General features: G+C 65.4%; 20 protein-coding genes and 1 other RNA gene. 11 read left to right on the forward strand and 10 right to left on the reverse strand.

Annotated elements, in window-relative coordinates; all coding sequences use genetic code 11:
• Positions 1–4 precede the first annotated feature (4 nt).
• From msbA to CEW83_RS17615, 3 genes are read right to left on the reverse strand one after another with little or no spacing between them, the layout of a single operon-like run.
• Complete coding sequence (gene msbA, locus CEW83_RS17605) at positions 5–1,792, reverse strand: lipid A export permease/ATP-binding protein MsbA (RefSeq protein WP_108950508.1); 1,788 nt, start codon at positions 1,790–1,792, stop codon at positions 5–7.
• On the reverse strand, positions 1,789–2,451 hold the full coding sequence (locus tag CEW83_RS17610) for a tyrosine-protein phosphatase (RefSeq protein WP_108950509.1): 663 nt from the start codon (positions 2,449–2,451) through the stop codon (positions 1,789–1,791). Before CEW83_RS17610 ends, msbA begins: the two co-directional genes overlap by 4 nt.
• 10 nt (positions 2,452–2,461) lie before the next feature.
• Positions 2,462–3,895 carry an ArnT family glycosyltransferase gene (locus CEW83_RS17615; RefSeq protein ID WP_159099491.1) on the reverse strand — a complete coding sequence of 478 codons (1,434 nt, stop codon included), beginning with the start codon at positions 3,893–3,895 and terminating at the stop codon, positions 2,462–2,464.
• A gap of 212 nt (positions 3,896–4,107) precedes the next feature.
• Here CEW83_RS17615 and CEW83_RS17620 point away from each other — a divergent pair, with 212 nt between their 5' ends.
• The 4 genes from CEW83_RS17620 to CEW83_RS17635 all read left to right on the forward strand — a co-directional run bounded on the left by CEW83_RS17620 (position 4,108) and on the right by CEW83_RS17635 (position 8,276).
• Positions 4,108–5,199 carry a glycosyltransferase family 9 protein gene (locus CEW83_RS17620; protein ID WP_234418891.1) on the forward strand — a complete coding sequence of 364 codons (1,092 nt, stop codon included), beginning with the start codon at positions 4,108–4,110 and terminating at the stop codon, positions 5,197–5,199.
• Entirely contained in the window at positions 5,196–6,311 is a 1,116-nt protein-coding gene (locus CEW83_RS17625; protein ID WP_108950511.1) for a glycosyltransferase family 4 protein, read from the forward strand. Before CEW83_RS17620 ends, CEW83_RS17625 begins: the two co-directional genes overlap by 4 nt.
• Entirely contained in the window at positions 6,311–7,381 is a 1,071-nt protein-coding gene (locus tag CEW83_RS17630) for a glycosyltransferase (protein WP_108950512.1), read from the forward strand. The genes CEW83_RS17625 and CEW83_RS17630 overlap by 1 nt, the downstream gene beginning before the upstream one ends.
• Positions 7,382–7,478: 97 nt before the next feature.
• Positions 7,479–8,276 carry a symmetrical bis(5'-nucleosyl)-tetraphosphatase gene (locus tag CEW83_RS17635; protein WP_108950513.1) on the forward strand — a complete coding sequence of 266 codons (798 nt, stop codon included), beginning with the start codon at positions 7,479–7,481 and terminating at the stop codon, positions 8,274–8,276.
• 24 nt (positions 8,277–8,300) lie between these two features.
• Here CEW83_RS17635 and CEW83_RS17640 read toward each other — a convergent pair whose 3' ends face one another.
• Together CEW83_RS17640 and CEW83_RS17645 are read right to left on the reverse strand one after the other, a co-directional pair.
• Positions 8,301–9,071 carry a lysophospholipid acyltransferase family protein gene (locus tag CEW83_RS17640; protein WP_420094083.1) on the reverse strand — a complete coding sequence of 257 codons (771 nt, stop codon included), beginning with the start codon at positions 9,069–9,071 and terminating at the stop codon, positions 8,301–8,303.
• An 83-nt stretch (positions 9,072–9,154) separates the two neighbouring features.
• On the reverse strand, positions 9,155–9,913 hold the full coding sequence (locus CEW83_RS17645) for a GNAT family N-acetyltransferase (protein WP_108950515.1): 759 nt from the start codon (positions 9,911–9,913) through the stop codon (positions 9,155–9,157).
• A 214-nt stretch (positions 9,914–10,127) separates the two neighbouring features.
• Between CEW83_RS17645 and ilvD the strand changes: the two genes are divergently transcribed.
• The 4 genes from ilvD to ssrS all read left to right on the forward strand — a co-directional run bounded on the left by ilvD (position 10,128) and on the right by ssrS (position 12,780).
• Entirely contained in the window at positions 10,128–11,978 is a 1,851-nt protein-coding gene (gene ilvD, locus CEW83_RS17650; RefSeq protein ID WP_108950516.1) for a dihydroxy-acid dehydratase, read from the forward strand.
• Between the two features lie 93 nt (positions 11,979–12,071).
• A complete protein-coding gene (gene zapB, locus CEW83_RS17655) occupies positions 12,072–12,266 on the forward strand; it encodes a cell division protein ZapB (RefSeq protein ID WP_108950517.1) in 195 nt (64 codons plus the stop codon).
• Positions 12,267–12,276: 10 nt separating this feature from the next.
• Entirely contained in the window at positions 12,277–12,573 is a 297-nt protein-coding gene (locus CEW83_RS17660; RefSeq protein ID WP_108950518.1) for a cell division protein ZapA, read from the forward strand.
• A 23-nt stretch (positions 12,574–12,596) separates the two neighbouring features.
• A non-coding RNA gene (gene ssrS / locus CEW83_RS17665) (6S RNA) lies at positions 12,597–12,780 on the forward strand.
• Between the two features lie 76 nt (positions 12,781–12,856).
• Here ssrS and CEW83_RS17670 read toward each other — a convergent pair.
• A complete protein-coding gene (locus tag CEW83_RS17670; RefSeq protein ID WP_108950519.1) occupies positions 12,857–14,893 on the reverse strand; it encodes a TRAP transporter permease in 2,037 nt (678 codons plus the stop codon).
• 84 nt (positions 14,894–14,977) lie between these two features.
• Positions 14,978–15,934 carry a TAXI family TRAP transporter solute-binding subunit gene (locus CEW83_RS17675; protein WP_108950520.1) on the reverse strand — a complete coding sequence of 319 codons (957 nt, stop codon included), beginning with the start codon at positions 15,932–15,934 and terminating at the stop codon, positions 14,978–14,980.
• A 278-nt stretch (positions 15,935–16,212) separates the two neighbouring features.
• Here CEW83_RS17675 and CEW83_RS17680 point away from each other — a divergent pair, with 278 nt between their 5' ends.
• Positions 16,213–17,670 (forward strand): TrkH family potassium uptake protein, encoded by a 1,458-nt coding sequence (locus tag CEW83_RS17680; RefSeq protein ID WP_108950521.1) that lies wholly within the window; start codon positions 16,213–16,215, stop codon positions 17,668–17,670.
• A 12-nt stretch (positions 17,671–17,682) separates the two neighbouring features.
• Here the strand turns inward: CEW83_RS17680 and CEW83_RS17685 are convergent, their stop codons facing one another.
• Entirely contained in the window at positions 17,683–18,381 is a 699-nt protein-coding gene (locus CEW83_RS17685; protein ID WP_108950522.1) for a response regulator, read from the reverse strand.
• Entirely contained in the window at positions 18,378–19,625 is a 1,248-nt protein-coding gene (locus CEW83_RS17690) for a DUF4118 domain-containing protein (protein ID WP_108950523.1), read from the reverse strand. Before CEW83_RS17690 ends, CEW83_RS17685 begins: the two co-directional genes overlap by 4 nt.
• 170 nt (positions 19,626–19,795) lie before the next feature.
• Between CEW83_RS17690 and CEW83_RS17695 the strand changes: the two genes are divergently transcribed.
• Both CEW83_RS17695 and rhtB read left to right on the forward strand, forming a co-directional pair.
• The gene (locus CEW83_RS17695) at positions 19,796–20,602 is read left to right on the forward strand and encodes a sulfite exporter TauE/SafE family protein (RefSeq protein WP_108950524.1); all 807 of its coding nucleotides are present in this window, start codon (positions 19,796–19,798) and stop codon (positions 20,600–20,602) included.
• A gap of 15 nt (positions 20,603–20,617) precedes the next feature.
• Positions 20,618–21,238, forward strand: coding sequence for a homoserine/homoserine lactone efflux protein (gene rhtB, locus CEW83_RS17700; RefSeq protein ID WP_108950525.1), 621 nt, complete (start codon positions 20,618–20,620; stop codon positions 21,236–21,238).
• Positions 21,239–21,254: 16 nt separating this feature from the next.
• Here the strand turns inward: rhtB and CEW83_RS17705 are convergent, their stop codons facing one another.
• On the reverse strand, positions 21,255–22,364 hold the full coding sequence (locus tag CEW83_RS17705) for a substrate-binding domain-containing protein (protein ID WP_108950526.1): 1,110 nt from the start codon (positions 22,362–22,364) through the stop codon (positions 21,255–21,257).
• Positions 22,365–22,395: the final 31 nt, after the last annotated feature.

Consider the following 22,395-nt stretch of genomic DNA (forward strand, 5'->3'; position numbering starts at 1 on the left):
CTGTTCAGGGCGCCGGCTGCGGTGCCGCTGCAGGTTCGGCGGTGGTGGCGGGGGCGATGTCAGTACCGCTGGCGAGCAGGCGGGCGTAGCTTCCGTTGGCTGCGGCCAGTGCTTCGTGCGTGCCCGACTCCACGATCCTGCCGTGCTCCATCACCACGATGCGGTCCGCATCGCGAATCGTCGACAGACGGTGGGCGACGACGAGCACGGTGCGATCCTTGCGCAGCGTGTCGAGCGCGTTCTTGACCGCGCGCTCCGACGCATTGTCGAGCGCCGAGGTGGCCTCGTCGAGCAACAGGATGGGGGCGTTGCGCAGAAAGGCGCGGGCGATCGCGATGCGCTGGCGCTGGCCGCCCGAGAGCTGACTGCCGTTGGGGCCGATACGGGTGGCGAGACCTTCGGGCAGGGCCTGGATGAAGTCCCACGCATGGGCTGCGCGCGCGGCGGCCTCGATCTGAGCAATCGCGGTCTGCGGCTGGCCGTAGGCGATGTTGGCGGCGACGCTGTCGTCGAACAGCACGACATGCTGGCCGACCCAGCCCAGTTGCGCGCGCAGCCAGCCCAGCGGCAGCGTGTCGAGCGCCTCGCCGTCGAGCAGGATGCGGCCGTGTTGCGGTGAGAAGAAGCGTGCGATGAGATTGATCAGCGTGCTCTTTCCGCTGCCCGATGCGCCGACCAGCGCAATCGTTTCGCCCGGATGCACGCGCAGGTCGAAGCCGTCCAGGGCCAGCCCGTTCTGCCCCGGGTAGCCGAACCCGACCTGCTCGAAACACAGTTCACCGCGTGCGCGGGGGCGCGTGGCGCCGGTGGTGTCGATCGTGTCTGTTTCGACGGCGGTATCCAGCAGTTCGAAAATGCTCTGCGCGCCGGCGAGTCCGCGCTGGATGACCGCGTTAATGTTGGTCAGGCGCCGGATCGGCTCGAACAGCATCGACATCGCGGTGACGAAGGAGACGAACTCGCCCGGACTCAACCTGTTTTCCGCCGAGAGCGCAGACGCGGTCCAGATCACCGCCGACACGGCCGCTGCGGCGAGGACCTGCACCAGCGGCGCGTTGGCCGATGACACCCGGACGGTATGCATGGTCTGTTTGCGCAGTCGCTCGGCAAGGCTGGCGAAGCGCTCGTCCTCGTAGTCGTGGGTGCCGAACAGCTTGACCTCGCGGATACCCGACAGCGAGGCCTCCACCGCGCCGGTGACACGGCCGGTCGTGAGCTGCATGTCGCGGTTCGAGCCGCGCAGCTTGCGACTCGCTACCCGGATCAGCCACGCCACGACCGGTGCAATGGCCAGGATCAGCAAGGTGAGTTCCCAGGCGGTATAGACCAGATACGCGGTGAGGCCGAGGATCACGAAACTGTCGCGGATGACGATGATCCACGCGTTCGACAGGGCTGCACCCACCTGCGGGATGTCGTACAGGATGCGCGACAGCATGCGCCCGCCCGACTCGGCCTGGTGCACGGACAGCGGCAGGTGAAGCTGGTGGCGGAACACCGCCTGACGCAGGTCGGTGATGGCCTTGTTGGCGATCCACTGGCTCGAGACGTTGGCGACATACTCGGCGATGCCCTTGCCGAGAAAGGCCAGCATCAGGAACAGCGGGATCTGCCACTGTGCCGTGTGGTTCTTGCCGATCAGGCTCTCGTCGATCAGCGGCTTGAGCAGGGCGGGCAGCACCGGTTCGAGCGAGGCAGCCGCTACCATGGCCAGCACCGACAGCACCACAACCTTGCGATACGGGCGCAGCGTGCCGAGCAGGCGGCGGTAGAGCGAAAGCGAGTCTTTCATTCGCGGTGCAGGACCTTGTCCACGATCAGGCTGGAAAAGCCCTCATCGCGAAAGCTCACCTTTAGCGCCTGTTCGTCATACACGGTGTCAACCCAGTCGATGAAGGCGATGGGCCGGGTCGCGTTGTACGCCAGATAGGTGGCAAAGAAGAAATCCAGGATCCCGGTCTTGGCCCGTTTCGAATGGCCGTACTTCCACGACAGTTCGCTGATGGCATCGCTCACCGGGTGACCGAGGTGCAGTACGCGGTACAGCACTGCGCCGAGCCCGGCGCGGTCGGCGCCCGATTTGCAGTGGATCAGGGCCGGATACTCGAGGCCGGCGAAGATGTCGCGCATGCGGTGTATCTCGGCCACCGAGGGCGGGGTGCGGGAATACAGCTTGACGCTGATCAGCCTGATGCCGAGTTGCGTGCAGGCTTCTTCTTCATAGAAGTACGAGCCGTAGTCGTGCACGCCGCGCAGGTTGATGATGCTGCGGATGCCGTAACGGTCGCGGTACTTGCGGATCTGGCGCGGGCTGGGCTGGCTGCAGCGATACATGCCGCCGCCGAGCGGATAGAAATTGTTGTAGATCGCGCGTACGCAGCCGTGGTCGACCAGATGCATGTCCAGCCAGGTACGGAACCGGCGCGAAGGTGTTGAGAGTGCGTTGTGCATGTGCTGCTTTTCAATAGCCCTTGAAGCCCTTAAGCAGCCATATTGACACCCTCCTGTGAAAATTCTGATAAACCGCGACGTCGACGTCCGCGATTTTTTCAACTGATTCGAAACAGGCGCCGGTGTCGCCGATGTCCGGCCTGATCGAAACGAACAGCACCGGGTCGCCCGATGTGGTGCCCAGCGGCACGGTGAGGCCGTAGTGGTCGATGATGTGCGGGTCCGCCTGCCAGCGTGCGTAGCGGCTCGGGCGCAGGCCGTAGATCAGCTGCGCCAGGAGTTCGCGATCGTCGCCGACCAGCACCGCGTCGGGGTGGGCTGCGAGCTGCGGGCGCACCTGCCCGACCAGCTCATTCCAGCCGCGCGCCCGTTTGTATGGATCGTTACGGCCATTGAGCGTCTTGCCCGCGAGCTGAACGATGTCCGGCCAGTGATAGACGGCGATGCCCAGCACCGCGTTGAGTGCGACTGCAATGATCGCCAGCTTCCATCTGGCCCGCTGCGCGAGAAAGGCGATCACCAGGACGCTGGCGGAAACATACACCGGGGCCGACCAGTTGCCGTTGGCACGGCCGGTGAGCGCCTGCAGGCTGACGATCACCAGCAGTGGCAGGGAAAACAGCAGCAGGAAGCGAAAGCGCGGCTCGACCCAGCCCGGCTGCGGGCGAAGAAAGGCCCACAGCAGGCCGGCCATCAGCAGCGGCCCGAAGGAGATCAGCTGTGCGCCGACGAACTCGACGAACTCATCCATGTTCCAGCCCCGCTCGCCAACACCGATACGGGTGATTTCGGCCGTGTGGCGGAGGGTCGGGAAGTCGTGCTGCCAGTTCCACCACAGGTTGGGAGTCAGAATCGCCAGCGCGACCAGGGCGCCAATCCAGGGGCCGGGTCGCGTCAGCTGACGACGCCCGTCGGCATCGGCCAGCAGGACGAGAAAAGCCGAGCCGACGAAGGCCAGCATGGTGTATTTCGACATCAGGCCAAGGCCGCACACGACCCCGAGCCCCACCCATTGCTGCACCGTGCCCCGCTGCAGTGTGCGCCACAGCAGCAGCATGCCGAGCGCCCAGAAGAACAGCAGCGGTGCGTCGGTGCTGACGAACAGGCCCAGGGTGGCGGTGAGCGGCATGGTCAGGAAGGCAAGCCCGGACCAGAAGCCGACGCGATTGTCGAACAACGTGCAGCCGAGCTGGCGAATGACCACTGCGGTGGCCGGGTAGAGGATCAGCGACGGGGCCTTGATCGCCAGCAGGTGATCGCCGAAAAGCTGGATCGAGCCGGCGATCAGCGCGGCGATCATGGGGGGCTTGGAGTAGTAGCCCCAGTCCAGTGACTGCGCCCATCCCCAGTAGTAAGCCTCATCGACGTAGGGGTCGAGTCCGAGGTGCGCGATGACGCCAACGCGATACAGGCTGAGTGCCAGCACGATCGCAATGAATGACATCAGCGACGTCCGCTGCGGGGCTGCTCCAGCATTCCGATCGGGTTTCATGGGGCGAAGATTCTACGCGAATGCCGGGTCGTTGCAGTCGACGGGGGGCGGAATCAGGGCTCGGGATGGCGTGCATCGAAACGTCACGCGACTGCCATTTTCCTGCAATCCCGGGGCTTCAGCATCGCCGGAATGTACACCGCCCGCGATTGCCGTTCCTGCCCATGAGTGCGCCCGAGGTCCTGCCGGAAAGCCTGGTCAGTCCTGGCATGTCCCGCATCCTGCTGGTGCGCACCTCGGCCATCGGCGACATCGTCTTTGCCTCGCCCTTCGTGGCCGCCTTGCGCCAGCGCTACCCGGAAGCGCATATCGCCTGGCTGGTTGAGCCGGGTATCGATGGCCTGCTCGAAGCCGACCCCTGTATCGACGAGCTCATCCTGTGGCCCAAGGCTGCATGGAGGCAGTTGTGGCAGTCCGGGCAGTACCGTGAGCTGGCCGCATGCATCCGCGAATTCTCGCGGGCGCTGAAGGCCCGTCGCTTCGACACCGCGATCGATCTGCAGAGTCTGCTCAAGAGCGGCTGGCTGACCTGGCTCTCGGGCGCGGGCCAGCGCATCGGGCTGGGCTCGCGCGAGGGCAGTCAGCTGTTGATGACGCGAGTGGTGCCGGCCGGAGGCACGCCGGGGCAGATCAGCTCCGAGTACCGGCATCTGGCGCAGGTTCTCGGGCTCGATACCGAGCATTTTCACCCCCGCCTGCGCCTGGCGCTGACGGTGCAGCGCAAGGCGCTCGACATGCTCCGGCAGCACGGCATCGATCCCGGGCGATATGTCGTCTTTGCGCCCTTTACCACTCGACCGCAGAAGCACTGGTCCGAAGACGCCTGGCGTGCGCTCGCGTCTGGTGTGCAGCAGCAACTTGGCATGCGGGCGGTGGTGCTGGGCGGCCCCGCTGATCGTGACGCGGCGCGGCGGATTGCGCAGGCCGCGCCCGGTTCGGTTGCGCTCGCGGGCGATACCGCGCTGCCGGAAGCCGCAGCCATCGTCGAGCAGGCGGCGCTGGTGATTGGCGTCGATACCGGTCTGACGCACATGGCTGTGGCATTCAAGCGGCCGCTCGTCACCCTGTTCGGTTCCACCCGACCTTACCTCGATGGCGGGCGGCCCGATGCGCGCGTGATCTGGCTTGGCCTCGCGTGTTCCCCCTGTCGCCGCAGCCCGGGCTGCGACGGCGCCTTTCCCTGCATGCGGGACATTGAGCCCGCGCGCGTTCTCGACGAGGCGCGCAACGTCCTGAAGGTGGAGATTCCATCATGAAAGTCCTGCACGTCGAATCCGGTCGTCACCTCTATGGGGGGGCGAAACAGGTGCTGCACATCATGGAGGGCCTCAAGCGTCACGGGGTGGAGAACCTGCTGGCCTGTCCCACAGGCGCGCACATCGCAACGCTGGCACGTCCGCACGCGGAGGTGTTCGAGATGAAGATGAAGGGCGATGCCGATGTCGGCATGGGGCTGCGACTGCGGCGCCTGATCGCAGCCCAGGCGCCCGACATCGTCCATATTCACAGCCGGCGCGGAGCCGACCTGTGGGGCGGTGTCGCCGCCATGCTCGGACGAGTGCCGGCGGTGCTGTCGCGCAGGGTGGACAACCCCGAGCCGCAGTGGCTCGTCCGCCCCAAGTATGCGATGTACGAGCACGTGATTGCGATCTCGGACGGTATTCGCAAGGTCCTGCTCGATGAAGGCCTGAGCGAAGGCAGGGTGAGTTGCGTGCGCAGCGCGGTCGATCCTCGTCCCTACCTGGGCGATTACGACAAGGCGGTGTTTCGCGCGGGTCTCGGGCTGCCGGCGAACGCGCCGATCATCGGCATGGTCGCGCAGTTGATCCGGCGCAAGGGTCACCGCCACCTGTTGCAGGCGCTTGACGCAGTGCTCGTGCGTCATCCCGGCGCGCAGGTGCTGATCTACGGGCGCGGACCGCTTGAGGCTGAATTGCGCGAGGTGATCGCCGAGCGCGGGCTGCAGGGCAATGTCCGCCTGATGGGCTTCGTCAATAATCTGCCTGCGGTCATCGGCTGTTTCGACCTGCTGGTGCATCCGGCCGATCTCGAGGGGCTGGGGGTGTCGCTGCTTCAGGCTGCGGCGGCTGCGGTGCCGATCGTTGCGTGCCGTGCCGGCGGAATACCCGAGGCGGTGCGCCACTGCCTCAACGGGCTGCTGACAGCGCCCGGCGACGTTGCGGGCCTGGCTGCAGCAATCAACAGCCTGCTCGGCGATGCGGTGCTGCGCGAGCACATGGGGGCGGCCGGCCGTGCGCTGATGCTGCGCGAGTTTTCGGTCGATGCGATGTGCGAAGGCAATCTGGCGGTCTATCGCAAGGTGCTGGCCTCGCAGCAGGTGCTTCGTCCTGCAGGCATGGCGGCCTGATGAAGACGCTGCATCTCATCGGCAGCGCCGAGATGGGCGGCGCGGAGCGCTGGTTCGCACGCTTTCTCGGTGCGATGACGCGGCGCCAGGAGAAGGTGGAGGCGGTCGTGCGCACCGGTTCGGCGCTCGCCCGGCGCCATCTGACCGGGGTCCCGTTCTACGAACTGCCCTTGCGCACGGTGTGGGACCCCTTGTCCCGGGTCGAAGTCTCGCGCCTTATTGCGGGCAGCGACGCGCGCATCGTGCAGACCTACATGGGCAGGGCAACCCGGCTGACGCATATCCGGCCGGGCAGGGGCAGGGTGCATGTGGCACGGCTCGGCGGCTATTACCGGCTCGATCCGTTTCGCCATGCGCATGCCTGGATCGGCAATACCCGGGGGCTGTGCGATTGGATGGTCAAAGGCGGGCTGCCCGCGAGCCGCGTGTTTCACATCACCAACTTTGCCGAGCCGGTGAAGGCGTCGGGCGCAGCCGAGCGGATCGCGCTGCGTGAGCAGATCGGCCTGAGCGATAGCGACTGCATGATGGTGACCGCAGGACGCCTGGTCGAGGTCAAGGGCCACCGCTTCCTGATCGATGCGCTCCGGCGTGCGCCGGCGGAAGTTGCGGGGCGGCGCGTGCGCCTTGTGATCCTGGGGGACGGCGAACGTCTGCTCCCCCTGCAGCGGCAGGCGGCCGAGGCCGGGGTGGCCGGGCGGATTCACTGGGCCGGGTGGCAGCACGACCCCGCGCCCTGGTATCAGGCCGCCGATCTGGTGGTCTTTCCGTCGCGCGACGAAGAGACGCTCGGGAATGTCATTCTCGAGGCCTGGAGCCACGGCAAGCCCCTGCTCACGACGGCATTCAGGGGCGCGCGCGAGATTGCGCGCCACGGTGAGGATGCCTGGGTCGTGCCCTGCGACGACAGTGCGGCACTGGCGGTCGGCATCGAACAGTTGCTGCGTGACGCGGGGCTGCGACAGCGCCTGGTGCAGGCAGGACTTGTGCGGGTGCAGAAGGATTTCTCGGAGGCGGCGGTTATCGACCAGTACCGCGCGCTCTATGCTGGTCTGACCGGGGCGGACTGATCGTCGGCGGAGGCTAAATCGGTGTGCCGAGTTCAGTTTTGTCACATTAGTCGGGTAGACTCCTCGGCCAACCTCTTTTTCCCACACCCTCCGGGCGATGGCAACGTACGCAATAGGCGATATTCAGGGCTGCCACGACGCGCTTCAGCGCTTGCTGGCGAAGATTTCGTTCGACCCAGCGGCTGACCGCCTGTGGGTCGTGGGCGATCTGGTCAATCGCGGGCCGCAGTCGGTGCAGGTGCTGCGCGCGTTGCGCGAGATGGGCGACTCGGCAAAGGTCGTGCTCGGCAATCATGATCTCTACCTGTTGATGCTCGGCGCCGGCGACAAGCGCCGGGACAAGGACGATACGCTGTACCAGGTACTCGAGGCGCCCGACCGTGACGAATTGCTGCACTGGCTTTCAGGCCTGCCGCTGATGCACGTCGAGGGCGATCACGTGATGCTGCATGCGGGCTTGCTGCCGCAATGGACCATCTCCAGGGCGCAGGCGCTGGCAGCCGAAGTGAGTGCGGCGCTGACGGGCCCCGATGCGCGCCAGTTTCTGCTGCACCTTGCGGGTGACCGCCCTGACCGCTGGGACGAGTCACTCAAGGGATGGCCGCGCCTGCGCGTGATCGTGAATGCCATGACGCGCATGCGCTTCTGTACGCCTGACGGGCGCATGGCGTTGCGTGGCAAGGGGCCTCCGCACAAGGCACCGGCCGGTACCGTGCCGTGGTTTGCTGCACCGGACCGCTTCAATCGCACTCACACAATCGTCTGCGGTCACTGGTCGGCGCTCGGGTTCTACCGCACGGAAGGCCTGCTTGCACTCGACTCCGGCTGTGTCTGGGGTGGCAAGCTCACCGCAGTGCGACTCGACGACGACGAGGTGTTTCAGGTTCCCGCCTGAGCGCATCAGGGGGCAGGCGAAGCCTCAGGCCGTTTCCGGCTGCATCGACGAGGCCGGGCCGATCGCTGTCTTCTGCCCGTCTGGCGCATGCTGCGTGCCTGCGCCGATTCTTGCCGCAATCATCTCCCGGGTCTGATGCGCCAGTTCGCGACGGCTGCTGTCCGGCGTGGTCGCCAGGGGCATGTCGACGATGATACGTGCGACCAGGCGACGGTGGGCGAGGATATTGTCCAGACATTCGCCCAGGCTGAGGTCGCCGTCATAGGCAGGGGCGCGGCTCGGGCTGCCGTCTTCCAGGTGATAGGACAACGCGAGCGTTTGCAGCGGCTGCCCGGCTTCGATGGCCGGTTGCAGCAGCGCGGCGTGGAAGTGCAGGACATGGCTGCCATCGGTCGTCGTGCCCTCTGGAAACACCGCGACGTTGCGACCGGCGCCAAGCAGCGACGCGATCTCTGCGTTGACGATCTTCGCGTGGCCACGGCTGCCGCGGCGCAGGAAGACGGTTTCGCTTTGCGCTGCCAGCCAGCCGATGACCGGCCAGGCGCGGACTTCATGCTTGGAGATGAAGGCCGAGGGCGCAAGTGCGTTGATGACGAAGATATCGATCCACGACACGTGGTTGGCCACCAGCATGCTGCCCGGTGCGATCTCGCAGCCGCCGGGCTGAAGCGCCATGCCGAGGATGTTCAGCAGCTGCCGCGACCAGCGCTGACGCAGGCGCAAACGTGTGGCGTCGCCGCTGAGCGGATAGACCAGTGCGACCGTGAGCACGCCGCGGGCCAGATGCAGTCCCACGCGCAAACGGCGCCAGCCACGCAGCAGCGCTGGGCTGGCGGCGTGGCTGGGTGGGGTGCGCGGTGCGCTGGCGATGTTGGTGTTCAGTCTTTGCGTCCCAGGAAGTGCTTGGCGTATTTGTCCGAAACCTTGTCCATCGGAATCAGCAGTGGCAGGTCGGCCGTGTTGAAGTCCGGATCCCATGCGGGGTCACCGCACACCCATGCGCCTGCGCGCAGGTAGCCCTTGATCAGCGGGGGCGTCTCGGCAGGCAGGTCGCCGCGCAACATGTCGAGCGGCAAGGCAAGCCGCGGGAATACGCGGTATTCAAGCGGAGCCAGATGCGTTTCACGCAGGCGATTATACAGACTGGCCGCGGTGTGGCCGCCGTCGGCCATGCTGACCGATGCGCAGCCGATCAGGTAGCCGTAGCCGTTTTCCTTCATGTAGCGGGCGAGTCCGGACCACAGCAGGGTGATGACGGCGCCGCTGCGATAGTCGGGGTCAATGCAGGAGCGGCCGATCTCGACGATGCGGTTGCGCAGGTGCTGCAGTCGGGTGAGGTCGAACTCGTTTTCCGAATAGTAGCCGCCGACCTTGCATGCGGCGGACGGCGACAGGATGCGATAGGTACCGACGATGCGCCCGGCGTCTTCGTCGCGCACGATGAGGTGTTCGCAGAAGGGGTCGTAGATGTCGCGGTCAACACCCGGCGTGCGGGTGGAAAGGCGGGCGCCCATCTCTTCGGCGAATACGCGGTAGCGAAGCTTCTGTGCTTCGAGAATCTCGGTGTCGCAGGTGGCGAGTCCGACGTGGAAATTGCGGCCGGGGCGGTTTGCGACTTGCTGGCGGGTCTGGAGCATGGCGTGCGTCCCTTTCCGATTTGGGGTGTGACCATTCTCGAAACTCTGCGTTGCGACACGGTGACGTCGCGGTTACGGTGCGATGACGCTTTTCTGCCGCCGTCCGGCGGGCGTTTGTGCAGGGATGCTGGCGAACAGGCAATCGCAATGTTCCGGAGTGCCCGTTGCGGGGTTAGAATCATCGGCTTTCCTGCAGAATTTCCGGAGCGCCGTCATGCCCCAGTATCGTTCCCGTACCTCCACCGCCGGCCGCAACATGGCGGGCGCCCGCGCGCTCTGGCGCGCGACCGGCATGAAGGACGGTGACTTTGAAAAGCCGATCATCGCCATCGCCAACAGTTTCACCCAGTTTGTGCCGGGGCATGTGCACCTGAAGGACATGGGGCAGCTGGTCGCACGGGAGATCGAGAAGGCCGGCGGCGTAGCCAAGGAATTCAATACCATCGCGGTCGATGACGGCATCGCCATGGGTCATGGCGGCATGCTCTATTCGCTGCCTTCGCGCGACCTGATCGCCGACAGCGTCGAGTACATGTGCAACGCTCACACCGCAGACGCGCTGGTGTGCATCTCGAACTGCGACAAGATCACCCCGGGCATGCTGATGGCTGCCTTGCGTCTGAACATCCCGGCCATCTTCGTTTCTGGTGGCCCGATGGAAGCCGGCAAGGTGAAGTGGGAGGCAAAGGTCATCTCGCTCGATCTGGTCGACGCGATGGTGAAGGCGGCCGACAAGAACTGCTCCGACGAAGAAGTCGATGCCATCGAGCGCTCGGCATGTCCGACCTGCGGTTCGTGCTCCGGCATGTTCACCGCCAACTCGATGAACTGCCTGACCGAAGCGCTGGGCCTGTCGCTGCCGGGCAACGGCACCACGCTGGCAACCCACGCCGACCGCGAAAAGCTGTTCAAGGATGCCGGTCATCGCATCGTCGATCTGGCCCGCCGCTATTACGAGCAGGACGACGTCACTGCACTGCCGCGCTCGATCGCCAGCTTTGAGGCGTTCGAGAACGCGATCACCCTTGATGTCTCCATGGGCGGGTCGACCAATACCGTGCTCCACCTGCTGGCTGCGGCCAAGGAAGCCGGTATCGATTTCACCATGAAGGACATCGACCGCATCTCGCGCCGCGTGCCCTGCCTGTGCAAGGTGGCACCCGCGGTGCCGGACGTGCATATCGAGGATGTGCACCGCGCTGGCGGCATCATGAGCATTCTCGGCGAACTCGATCGTGCCGGCCTGCTGCATCGCGACGTACCCACTGTGCACAGCAAGACGCTTGGCGATGCCCTGGCGCGCTGGGACATCATGCAGGCTCACGACAAGGCGGTGTTCGACTTCTTCCTCGCAGCGCCTGGCGGTGTGCCGACCCAGGTCGCCTTCAGCCAGAACCGGCGCTGGAACGAGCTCGACATGGACCGCGTCAAGGGCGTGATCCGCAGCAAGGCCAATGCTTTCAGTCAGGACGGCGGACTGGCCGTGCTCTACGGCAACATTGCCGAGAAGGGCTGCATCGTGAAGACCGCCGGGGTGGACGAGTCCATCTGGAAGTTCTCGGGTCGCGCCCGCGTGTTCGAGAGCCAGGAAGCCTCGGTGGAGGCCATCCTTGGCGAAGTGGTGCAGGCCGGCGATGTGGTCATCATCCGCTACGAGGGTCCCAAGGGCGGTCCGGGCATGCAGGAAATGCTGTATCCGACCTCCTACCTGAAGAGCCGCGGGCTCGGAAAGGAATGTGCATTGCTCACCGACGGTCGCTTCTCTGGCGGCACCTCGGGTCTGTCGATTGGCCACGCGTCGCCCGAAGCAGCATGCGGCGGCGCGATTGCGCTGGTCGAGGACGGTGACGTGATCGAGATCGACATCCCGAATCGCAGCATCCGGCTGGCGATCAGCGACGAAGAACTCGCCGCCCGCCGTGCCGCCATGGAGGCGAAGGGCAGTGCGGCATGGAAGCCGGTCAGCCGCGAGCGCTACGTCTCCGCAGCCCTTCAGGCCTATGCGGCGCTCACCACCTCGGCCGACACCGGCGCGGTGCGTGACGTGACGCAGGTGCAGCGTTGAGCAATCGTTGGACCGGGCCCCTTCGGGGGCTCATCGCACCGGGTTCGCCCGGCTTATTGACCGCGTCATTCTCCCCCCGCTACCATCCAAGCCATGGACGCAGAACTCACCCGGCTCGAGACCCAACTCGAGCAACTCATCAGCCAGTACAGCGGACTCAAGGGCGAGAACCGCGAGTTGCGCACGCGTGTGGGCAAGCTGGAAGCCGAGAACCATCAATTGGCGGCAAAGGTACAGCTGGCGACCGAGAAACTCGAAGCCCTGCTGGCAAAGCTGCCGGAAGCCTGAGGAATACCGTATGGAATCCCTGGACATCACCTTGCTGGGCAAGGAATACCGCGTGGCCTGTACGGCTGAGACCAGGGACGGTCTGGTTGAAGCGGTCGCCTATGTCGATGGCAAGCTGAAGGAGCTGGTCGGCAAGACCAGTGCATCGGGTGAAAAACTGGCCGTGATGACCGCGCTCAACATCGCCCACGAGTTCATTCAGCATCAGCGTGGAAACGGGTTTGACATGCCGGCCGCGAAGCGTAGAATCGGACTCATGCAAGCACGCCTTGACGGGGTACTGGCCCAGCAGGACAAGCTCTTTTGAGCTTTGAAAAAGCGTGCAAAATCAATCCTCTGCCGTGTTCGTTGAAGTCGTAGATTCCTTGAACCAATAGTCGAGAGACTCGGTTGCTGACCATAGATGCCGCTGGTGTGCACGCCCCTTGCCGGGTGAGCCTGAAGCGGAAGGAAAGTGACCTCCCTGAACCCTAGGTTCAGGATGCCCGGCGGAAACGGCACAGGCGGGGGGCCAAACGAAAAAGCGCAGCGTAAGCTGCGCTTTTTTTGTCTGTAGATTATGACTTTCGTCAGTCATCCACTGCCGGCCATCAGTGCGCCAGCTGGCGCCGACGCCAGATCTGCAGTCCGAGCAACAGCGCAGCAGCGCCAATGCCGATCTCGTCGGTGATCGGCAGCGCGGCGACCAGACAGATCGCAGCCAGCAGCGCACCGACTCTTTCCGGCCAGCTCACCGGTTGCCACAGATAGCCCACCGAGGCGACGCCCCACAGGCCGATGGCGAGCACTGCCTTGAAGACGATCCACACCACTGCCAGCACGGTCGGGTCGCCCTGCAGCATCAGTTCAGGCGCGTAGACCGCCATGTAGGGAATGATGAAGCCGGCCATCGCGATTCGCACCGCCTGCACACCGATCTTCATGCCGGACACGCCCGCGATCGGCGCCGCTGCGAATGCGGCCAGTGCGACCGGCGGCGTCAGGTCCGCGAGAATGCCGAAGTAGAACACGAACATGTGGCTGACGATCAGCGGTACGCCGAGCTCGAGCAGGGCCGGTGCGGCCAGCGACGAGGTGATGATGTAGTTGGGGATGGTCGGGATGCCCATGCCCAGCAGCAGGCACACCAGCATGGTCAGTACCAGCGACAACAGCATGTTGTTTTCGCCGAGGGTGATGATCATGTTGGCAAACGAGGTTGCGGCGCCGGTCAGGGTCAGTACGCCGATGATCACGCCCACCAGGGCACAGGCCACGCCCACCGGCAGCGCATGACGCGCGCCGTCGGCCAGCGCATTCACCGCCAGTCGCAAGGTCTCGCGTCCGCCATGGATAAAGGCGCAGACAAGCACCAGCAGCGCGATCAGGACGAAAAAGGCGTCGATGCCCCACTTCAGAAAGCCGGAGCAGGCGATGCCGAGCGCGATCCAGAATGCCACCCGCAGGGCGTTGCCCTTGAGCCGGAGCGCGATCGCGGCACCGAAGATCAGTACGGCGGTGAGCGCCAGCCCGACGGTGCCGGAGAACAGCGGGGTGTAGCCGGAGAACAGCAGCCACACCAGAATGCCCAGCGGCAGCAGCAGATACCAGCCACGCCGGATGGCCTCCCATGCGTTCGGGCACTCGCTCTTCGCGAGCCCGTGCAGGCCGGCGCGACCGGCTTCCAGGTGCACCATCCAGAAGGCGGTGACGAAATAGAGCACCGCGGGAATGATGGCTGCCGTGACAATCTCGACATAGGCCACGCCAATGGTCTCTGCCATGATGAAGGCCACCGCGCCCATTACTGGCGGCATGATCTGCCCCCCCATGCTGGAGGTGGCCTCCACGCCGCCGGCAAACTCCGGGCGGTAGCCGAAGCGCTTCATCAACGGAATGGTGAATTGTCCGGTGGTGACGACGTTGGCCACGCCGGAGCCGTTGATCGTGCCCATCAGTCCGGAGGAAATCACCGACACCTTGGCCGGTCCGCCGCGGGTGTGACCGACGGTGCCCAGCGCAAAGTTGGTGAAGAGCTGGATCATGCCGGCCTGTTCGAGAAAGGCGCCGAACAGGATGAACAGGAAGATGTAGGTCGAGCTGACGTAGGTCGGGACGCCGTAGATGCCTTCGGTACCGAAGGTGAGGTGTTCGATCAGTTGCGAGAAATCATAGCCCCTGTGTGCGAGGTCGCCGGGCAGGTACTGGCCGAAGGCGGCGTAGGCCAGGAAGGTCGCGCAAATGAGCGGAAGTGCTGCACCCATCATGCGCCGTGCGCCTTCGAACACCATGATCAGGGTGATGGTGCCGACCACGAGATCGGTCTGCGTCGGGTCTCCCGCACGCTGGATCAGGTCGCCCTCGTAAATCCAGTGGTAGAACGCCAGCACGAATCCGGTTGCGCCGATCAGCCACGCCAGTGACGGTACGCTGCGCCTGCGGGGCAGCCACACCGGAAACGAGGCGAAGGTCATCAGCAGCAGAAAGCCGACGTGTATCGCCCGTACGACCTGGGACGACAGTGGGTGATAGGCCGCGATGACGATCTGATAGGCCGAAAAGGCTACTGCGATCAGGAACAGCGCACGTGCCTGGAGGCCCTTTTCGCGCTCCCAGCCAAAGGGTGTGAGCGAGCTGTTTTCGGACATGTGAAACTCCGGTCAGACGGATACAGTCTGCACCGCCTGGGCGGGCAGACTGCAGGGTCGGGGCTGGGTTCAGCCCGAAGACGATTACTTCAGCAGGCCGACTTCGCGGTAATAACGCTCGGCACCCGGGTGCAGCGGCAGCGGCACGGCGGCAGCGTCTTCCTTGGTGATGCCCTTTGCGGCGGCGTGCGCGTTGACGAGCTGGTCGAGGTTTTCGAACATGGTCTTCGTCATCGCATACACGGCATCGTCGGATACGCCCGAATGGGTGACCAGAATGTTGCGGATGCGCACGGTCGGTACGTCAGCGGTCTGTCCCTGGTAGGTGTTAGCCGGAATGACGCTGGCCTGATAGGCTGCATCGCCGATCTTGGCAACAACGTCGGTCGATACCGGGACCACGGTGATCTGCAGCGCATTGGCGAGGTCGCGCAGTGAGGCGACGCCAAGACCGGCTGATTGCAGCGTGGCATCGAGCTGGCGGTTCTTGATCAGCTCGACCGATTCGCCGAACGGAAGGTACTCCACCTTGCCGAGGTCGTCGTACGTCATGCCCGCGCCCTTGAAGATTGCACGTGCATTCAGTTCGGTGCCCGAGCGTGCGGCGCCGACCGAGACCCGCTTGCCCTTCAGGTCGGCCAGGGTCTTGATGCCGGAGTCGCTGGCGGCGACGATCTGGATGTAGTTGGGGTAAATCGCAGCCACGCCGCGCAGCTTGCTGAGCTTGGTCTTGAAGCCTGCCTCCTCGACGCCGTTCCATGCATCGGAAACCGCGTCGCCGAGGGCGAAGGCAATCTCGCCGCGCCCGGCCTGGAGCAGGTTGAGGTTTTCCGCGCTGGCCTTGGTGGACTGCACGCTGACCTTTGCATTCGGCAAGGCATTGCCGTAGAGCTGGGACAGGGCGACGCCGAGCGGGTAGTACACGCCACTGGTGCCGCCGGTCAGCACATTGACGAATTGCTGGGCGTGCGCAGATTGTGCGCCGACAGAGGCGCCAAGCATCATGCCGGCCGCCAGGCCGAGGGTGCGAATCAGTCTCATCGAATGTCTCCTACCTTGATTGTTGTATGTCAAAGGATGCATCGAAGTCGCCCGTTCTGGCCGCCGGGTCGAGATCAATGACCAACTGTGCCCTCTAATGCGTACGTGCGGCTATCCGTGTTTGCCCGAATACAGGTGCGGCGCGGAGCCCGCCCGTCCCGCGTCCGGCGCGGGTGCTGCGGTGCGGAATCTTTACACCATCTTTACGCCTTTCTCCCTAGCATTCGCATCCTTTTCCGGGTGATCTGGCGGGTGCAAGCGCGCGCCGGACTGATCAGATGCGCAGCTACTTTCCGGTGATCGGTGCGCTTGGCCTTGTCCTGATGCTGTTCGGGCTGGTCATGGCGTTTCCGCTTGCGGTCTCGTATTTTCTGGATGACGGCGCGGTAACGGCGTACGACGAAGCCTTGCTGGTGACCGTCGCCTGCGGTCTGCTTGCCTGGCTCACGACCCGCGCGCGGCGCCGCGATCTGCGGGTACATGACGGCTTTCTGCTGGTTGCGGCGACCTGGATCGTGGTGCCGGTGTTCGGCGCCATGCCGCTGATGCTCTACATGCCGGCGCTGTCCTTCACCGATGCCTATTTCGAGGCCGCCTCCGGCCTGACCACGACCGGTGCGACCGTGCTGACCGGGCTCGAATACCTGCCGGTCTCGATCAACCTGTGGCGCACCTTCATGCACTGGGTCGGCGGCATGGGGGTGATCGTCCTGATGGTGGCGGTGCTGCCGCTGCTGGGCATCGGCGGGCGGCAGGTGTTCAAGGCGGAAACGCCGGGACCGATGAAGGAATCGGGGCTGACGCCGCGTATTGCCGAAACGGCAAAGGGGTTGTGGACGGTGTATGCGCTGCTCACCCTGGCCTGCGGTCTATCCCTGTGGTGGGCCGGCATGAAGCCGTGGGAGGCTGTGATCCATGCATTTTCGATCATGGGCCTGGGGGGCTTCTCCGATCGTGATGCCAGTCTCGGGGGCTTCGACAGCCTGCCCATCGAACTGGTCACCATGGGCTTTGCGCTGCTGTCCGGGGTGAACTTCGCCACCCACTACCTTGCGCTGGTGCGGCGCAGTCCCGGTGCCTATCTTCAGGACCCCGAGGTGCCGTGGTTCTTCGGCACACTCGTCGTCATGATCACCGCCCTGACGCTCTATCTGATGCAGTTCAATGTCTATGCGGACATGCCCACCACCCTGCGCTATGTCGCCTTCCATGCGATTTCGCTGGCCACTTCGCTTGGGCTGGCCACCTACGACTACACCTTGTGGCCGATGTTTGCGCAGATCTGCGTCCTTTTTCTGTGCAGCTTCGCCGCCTGTTCGGGCTCGACCGGAGGCGGCATCAAGATGATGCGGGCGATCATTCTGTACAAACAGTCCTATCGAGAAATCGTGCGTTCGCTGCACCCGAGTGCGGTGCTGCCGCTCAGGCTCGGGCGCCAGGCGATCTCGGAAGGGGTTCTCCACGCGGTGCTGGCCTTCAGCTTCATGTACATGGTGACCATCGTCAGCCTCACGCTGGTGCTTGCCGCAACCGGCCTCGACCTCATCACCGCGTTTTCGGGCGTGGTCGCATGTCTCAACAATGCAGGCCCCGGACTGGGGGCGGTGGGGCCGGCGTCCAACTACCAGGGGCTGAGCGACCTGCAGACCTGGATTCTGAGTTTCTCCATGATCCTCGGACGGCTGGAGATCTTCACCCTGCTGGTGGTGATGACGCCGACCTTCTGGCGACGCTGAGCGCCCGCCTGCCTAAAGTACCAGGCGATAACCGACGCCGGACTCGGTCAGGATGTGGGCGGGGAAGCCGGGGTTCGGCTCCAGCTTGCGCCGCAACCCGCCCATGTACACCCGCAGGTAGTGGTTGTGTTCGACATGGTTCGGCCCCCATACGGCGGCCAGCAGTTGACGGTGGGTGAGGACGCGGCCTGCGTTGGCGATCAGATGGCCGAGGAGCTTGAACTCGATCGGCGTCAGGCGCACCGGTTCGCCATTGCGGGTGACGCTGCGCTGGGCGAGGTCGACCTCGATCTCGCCGAAGCTCACGGTCGACAAGCCCTCTGACGGGCGCAGCGACCGTCGGAGCAGGGCCCTGACCCTGGCCAGCAGCTCGGCGATGCCGAATGGCTTGGTGAGGTAGTCGTCCGCACCTGCGTCGAGTGCGGCAACCTTGTCGTGTTCGTCGCTGCGGGCGGACAGCACCAGCACCGGCATGCCCGACCACGCCCGCAACGCGGCGAGCACCGCAAGCCCGTCCTCGTCTGGCAGGCCGAGGTCGAGGATGAGCAGATCGGGTTTGCGCGAGTTCAGTTCGATGCGCGCACGCGCCGCGGTGCCGGCTTCGCTGACCACGCAGCCGGCCGACTCCAGCGCGGTGCGTACAAAGCGGCGAATGCCGGGCTCGTCGTCCACGATCACGACGGCGGGCGGGTGGGTGAGGGCGTCTTTCACGCTTCGCTGTCCGGGGGCTGAGGTGGGGTGGAAAGGGGCAGGCGCAGGGTGACGCGTGCGCCACCGCCGGGCGGGCTGTCGATCTCGACCCTGCCGCCATGGGCGCCGACGATCGCGCGCACGATGGCGAGGCCAAGGCCGGTGCCTGAAGGCGGGCTTCCCGCCGCCGGCAGTCCGGGCCCGTCGTCGCTTACGCTGAGGCTCAGCATGCCGGCATCGGCGCTGGCCGCGATGTCGATCCGGCCCGCCGGCGGCGTGTGGTGGGCGGCGTTCTCCAGCAGATTGCACAGCACCCGCTCCATCAGGACCGGATCAACATCGATCAGCGGCAGGGTGTCGGGCAGGTCGATGGCGATCCTGTGCGTGTTCAGCAGGCTGCTGCGGGCCTGCATCGCCGCACCGACCACTTCCTCCAGCGGCAGCCACTCGCGGCGCAGGGTGACCGCACCCGACTGCAGTCGGGCGAGGTCGAGCAGGTCGCGGGCGAGCACATGGGTGCGCAGCGCTTCGGCGCGGATCGCGTCCGCGAGCTCGGCCTGTGCCGGGGGCAGCGGCGGCCCGGCCAGCGGCAGGGCTTCGGCCAGCCCGGCCAGCGCGGTCAGCGGCGTACGCAGGTCGTGCGACAGCGTCGCCAGCAGTGCGCTGCGCATGCGCTCGGCCTCGATCTCGATCCGGTTGCGCTCGGCCTCGGCGAGGTAGTGCTCGCGCTCGATCGCGGTGGAAAAGAGCGTGGCGTAGGTCTCCCGCAGCGAGGCCGGTGTGTCGGGGCCCAGTGCGGCCATGCTGCGCGCGCGCAGGGCCCCGATCTGTTCGGCATTGACCGCAGCGGACAGGGCCTGGGCGATCTCGTAGAGCTGTCGGGATTCGCGCTCCCGCGCCTCGGCATCATCGCGCTCGCGGCCGAGGCGGGTGGCCAGGGCGGCGGTGGTCAAGGCGACAGCCAGCAGCACGGCGAAGGTCAGCAGGTACTGCAAGTCGCTCACCGCCAGGGTGAAGTGCGGGTGAACGAAGAAGAAATCGAACAAGGCCACCGAGAGAAAGGCGGCGAGCACCGCCGGGCCGCGGCCGAAGCGAACCGCGGAAAACATCACCGCCAGCGGAAACAGCATTGCGATGTTGGCCAGATCGAATGCGCCGAGCAAGGGGGCACCGATACCGGCAACCGCGCCGACCGTGATCGCGGCATAGAGATAGTCCTTCCAGCGCAGTGGTGCGGCAAGGGCGGTTGGCGGGGGCAGATCCATGTGCGAACTCTAGCGCGAAGCGGGGTCGTCCGGTGTGCATGCGGCGCGCTCGCCGATCCCCGCGTGTTTGCGACCGGCATGTGTGGCTCTTGCGTCCCGGCGCCTAACTGGCCACCATTCGGCCCTTGTCGCGACGGACGTCGTCGCGCGCAGCGAGGGCGTCTGGCGCAATGGAATTCGATCTGTGGTTGGTGGCCTACCTGGGCCTGGGTGCGATTGTCGGTTTTTTTGCCGGTCTGCTCGGCGTGGGCGGCGGCGGCATCATGGTGCCGATGCTGACGACCTTCTTCGTCGCCCAGGGCTTCCCGCATGAGCAGGTTCTGCACATGGCGCTGGGTACGTCGATGGCGACCATCGTGCTGACCTCGGTGTCCAGCCTGCGGGCCCATCATGCGCGTGGGGCAGTGCACTGGAATATCGTTCGCAGTATCACCCCTGGCATCCTGCTGGGGACCTTTGGCGGTACCTTCATCGCGTCGCGGGTGGATACGGTGCCGCTGGCGATCTTCTTCGTCTGCTTCATGGCCTACGTGTCCATCCAGATGCTGCTCAACGTCAAGCCCAAGCCCTCGCGCAATCTGCCCGGTACCGCAGGGATGACCGCGGTCGGCATGGGCATTGGCGGCGTGTCGGCGCTGGTGGCGATCGGCGGCGGATCGCTGTCGGTGCCCTTCATGACCTGGTGCAACGTCAAGGTTCAGCACGCCATCGGCACCTCGGCCGCGATCGGTCTTCCGATCGCCGTGGCCGGAACGGTGGGTTACCTGGTCAATGGCTGGTCGGTCGCCGGTACGCCGTCGCTGTCTTTCGGCTATATCTACCTGCCGGCGCTGGTGCTGGTGGGTATCGTCAGCATCTTCATGGCGCCGGTCGGCGCTTCATTTGCGCACCGTCTGCCGGTGGCGACGCTCAAGAAGATCTTCGCCGGCGTGCTGATGCTGCTGTGCGCCAAGATGCTTTATTCGCTGTTTGCCTGAGCGGAGTGTGACGGTATGAGCTGGAATCTGTGGCTGCCCTTCCTGGTGGCAAATCTCGTGATCTCGGTGTCGCCCGGGCCGGGGGCGGTGTTGTCCATGGCAACCGGCCTGCGTCACGGTTATGGCGCCGCGCTGCGGTCGATCGCCGGATTGCAGGCGGCATTGCTGCTGCAGCTTGCGGTGGTGACGCTTGGGCTCGGCGCCCTGCTGGCGACATCGGCCACGGCCTTTCTCGTCGTCAAGGTGCTGGGGGCGGTGTACCTGGTGTGGCTTGGTGTCGCCAAGTGGCGCGCCAGGGTGGAGGCGCTCGATGAGGCCGGCAGTGGAGCCGGCCGGCCTCGGGGCGGTCTGTTCATGCAGGGCATGCTGGTGAACCTGACCAATCCCAAGGCCATTGTCTTCATGGCGGCGCTGGTGCCGCAGTTCATGGTGGCCACCGCACCGCAGTGGCCTCAGATTCTGGTCATCGCCACCACCATGGTCGTGGTCGATACGGTGGTGATGTCCTGTTATGCGCTGCTGGCGACCCGCTTTCGTCCCTTGTTGCGCAACCCGAACGCGCTCAGGATCCAGAACCGTGTGTTCGGCGGGCTCTTTGTCGGTGCCGGCGCCTTTCTGGCAGCGTCCAGCCGCTAGTGCGCAGGGTGCGTTCTCAGTCCGGGGCGGAGGGCCTCGGGCTGCGGTAGGACCACCATGGCAGCACCTGGCGCATCGACAACACCTCACCTGACTGTGCCGGCTGGTAGCCGGCCAGCCTGCCAAGGCCGGCCTGCCATGCATTGCCCTTGAGCAGATCGAGCAGTGCGGCGACCGCCGGTGTATCGAGTGCCGATTTGAGGCAGGCAAGGTGGTAGCGTTCGTTGGCCAGCGGCACGAAGTCCAGCCCGCGCCCACGCGCCGTGGCCTTGATGCCGAGGCCGACGTCGGCCTGGCCGGAGGCAACGGCCTGGGCCACCGCAGCATGGGAGTGCTCGGTATGGTCGTAGCCGTTGATGTCCTGCACGGGGATACCCGCCTGTACCAGAAGCTCGTCCAGCAGCACGCGGGTGCCGGTGCCTAGCGCACGGTTGGCAAAGCGGGCCCGGCTTTGGCGCACGTCGGCCAGCGAGTGCAGATTCAGTGGATTGCCGCGGGCGACGATCAGGCCCTGGGTCCGCCGCGCAAAACCGATGATCTTGTGCAGGCCCGGGCGCAGCAGGGGCTTGTAGGTGCGGCGTGTCAGGCTATCGGTGTCGGCGCCTTCCAGCGTGTGGAAGCCGGCCATCAGGCAGCGCCCCTCATTGAGGGCGCGGATGGCATCCACACTGCCGCTGAAGCGGATGTCGAGATGCAGTCGGTGCGCGGGCTGGCGTGCCTGCTCCTGCAGTGCGGCAAGTGCCTCGTCATGGCTGGCATACATCGTCAGCACGTGGGCGCTGTCGTCAAAGGCCACGGCATAGACGCGCTCGAGATCGGCGCGCAGGGCCTCGATCTGCGGCAACAGCCTGGCCTGGGCCTGGCGCTCGGCCCACATCAGCTTGGTGCCGAATTCGGTCAGGCGCGCGGGCTGGCCCTTCTCCCACACGATCATGCTGTGTCCGAGGCTCTCCTCCCAGCGTCGGAGCTCGCCCCAGACATGCCGGTACGACAGGCCAAGACGTTTGGCCGCGCCCGAGATCGAGCCGCTTTCGGCCACGGCCTGCAAGAGGTCGATCAGCGGATTGTGGACGCGGGCGGGGCTGGCGTCATCGCCGAGGGTGTAGTGAAAGTTGATCCTATGCACAGCGCTTCATATTGATCGAAGTCATGCGGGC

The organism is Parazoarcus communis (genome assembly GCF_003111645.1).
In the GTDB taxonomy this organism is placed as follows: Bacteria; Pseudomonadota; Gammaproteobacteria; order Burkholderiales; family Rhodocyclaceae; genus Parazoarcus; species Parazoarcus communis_A.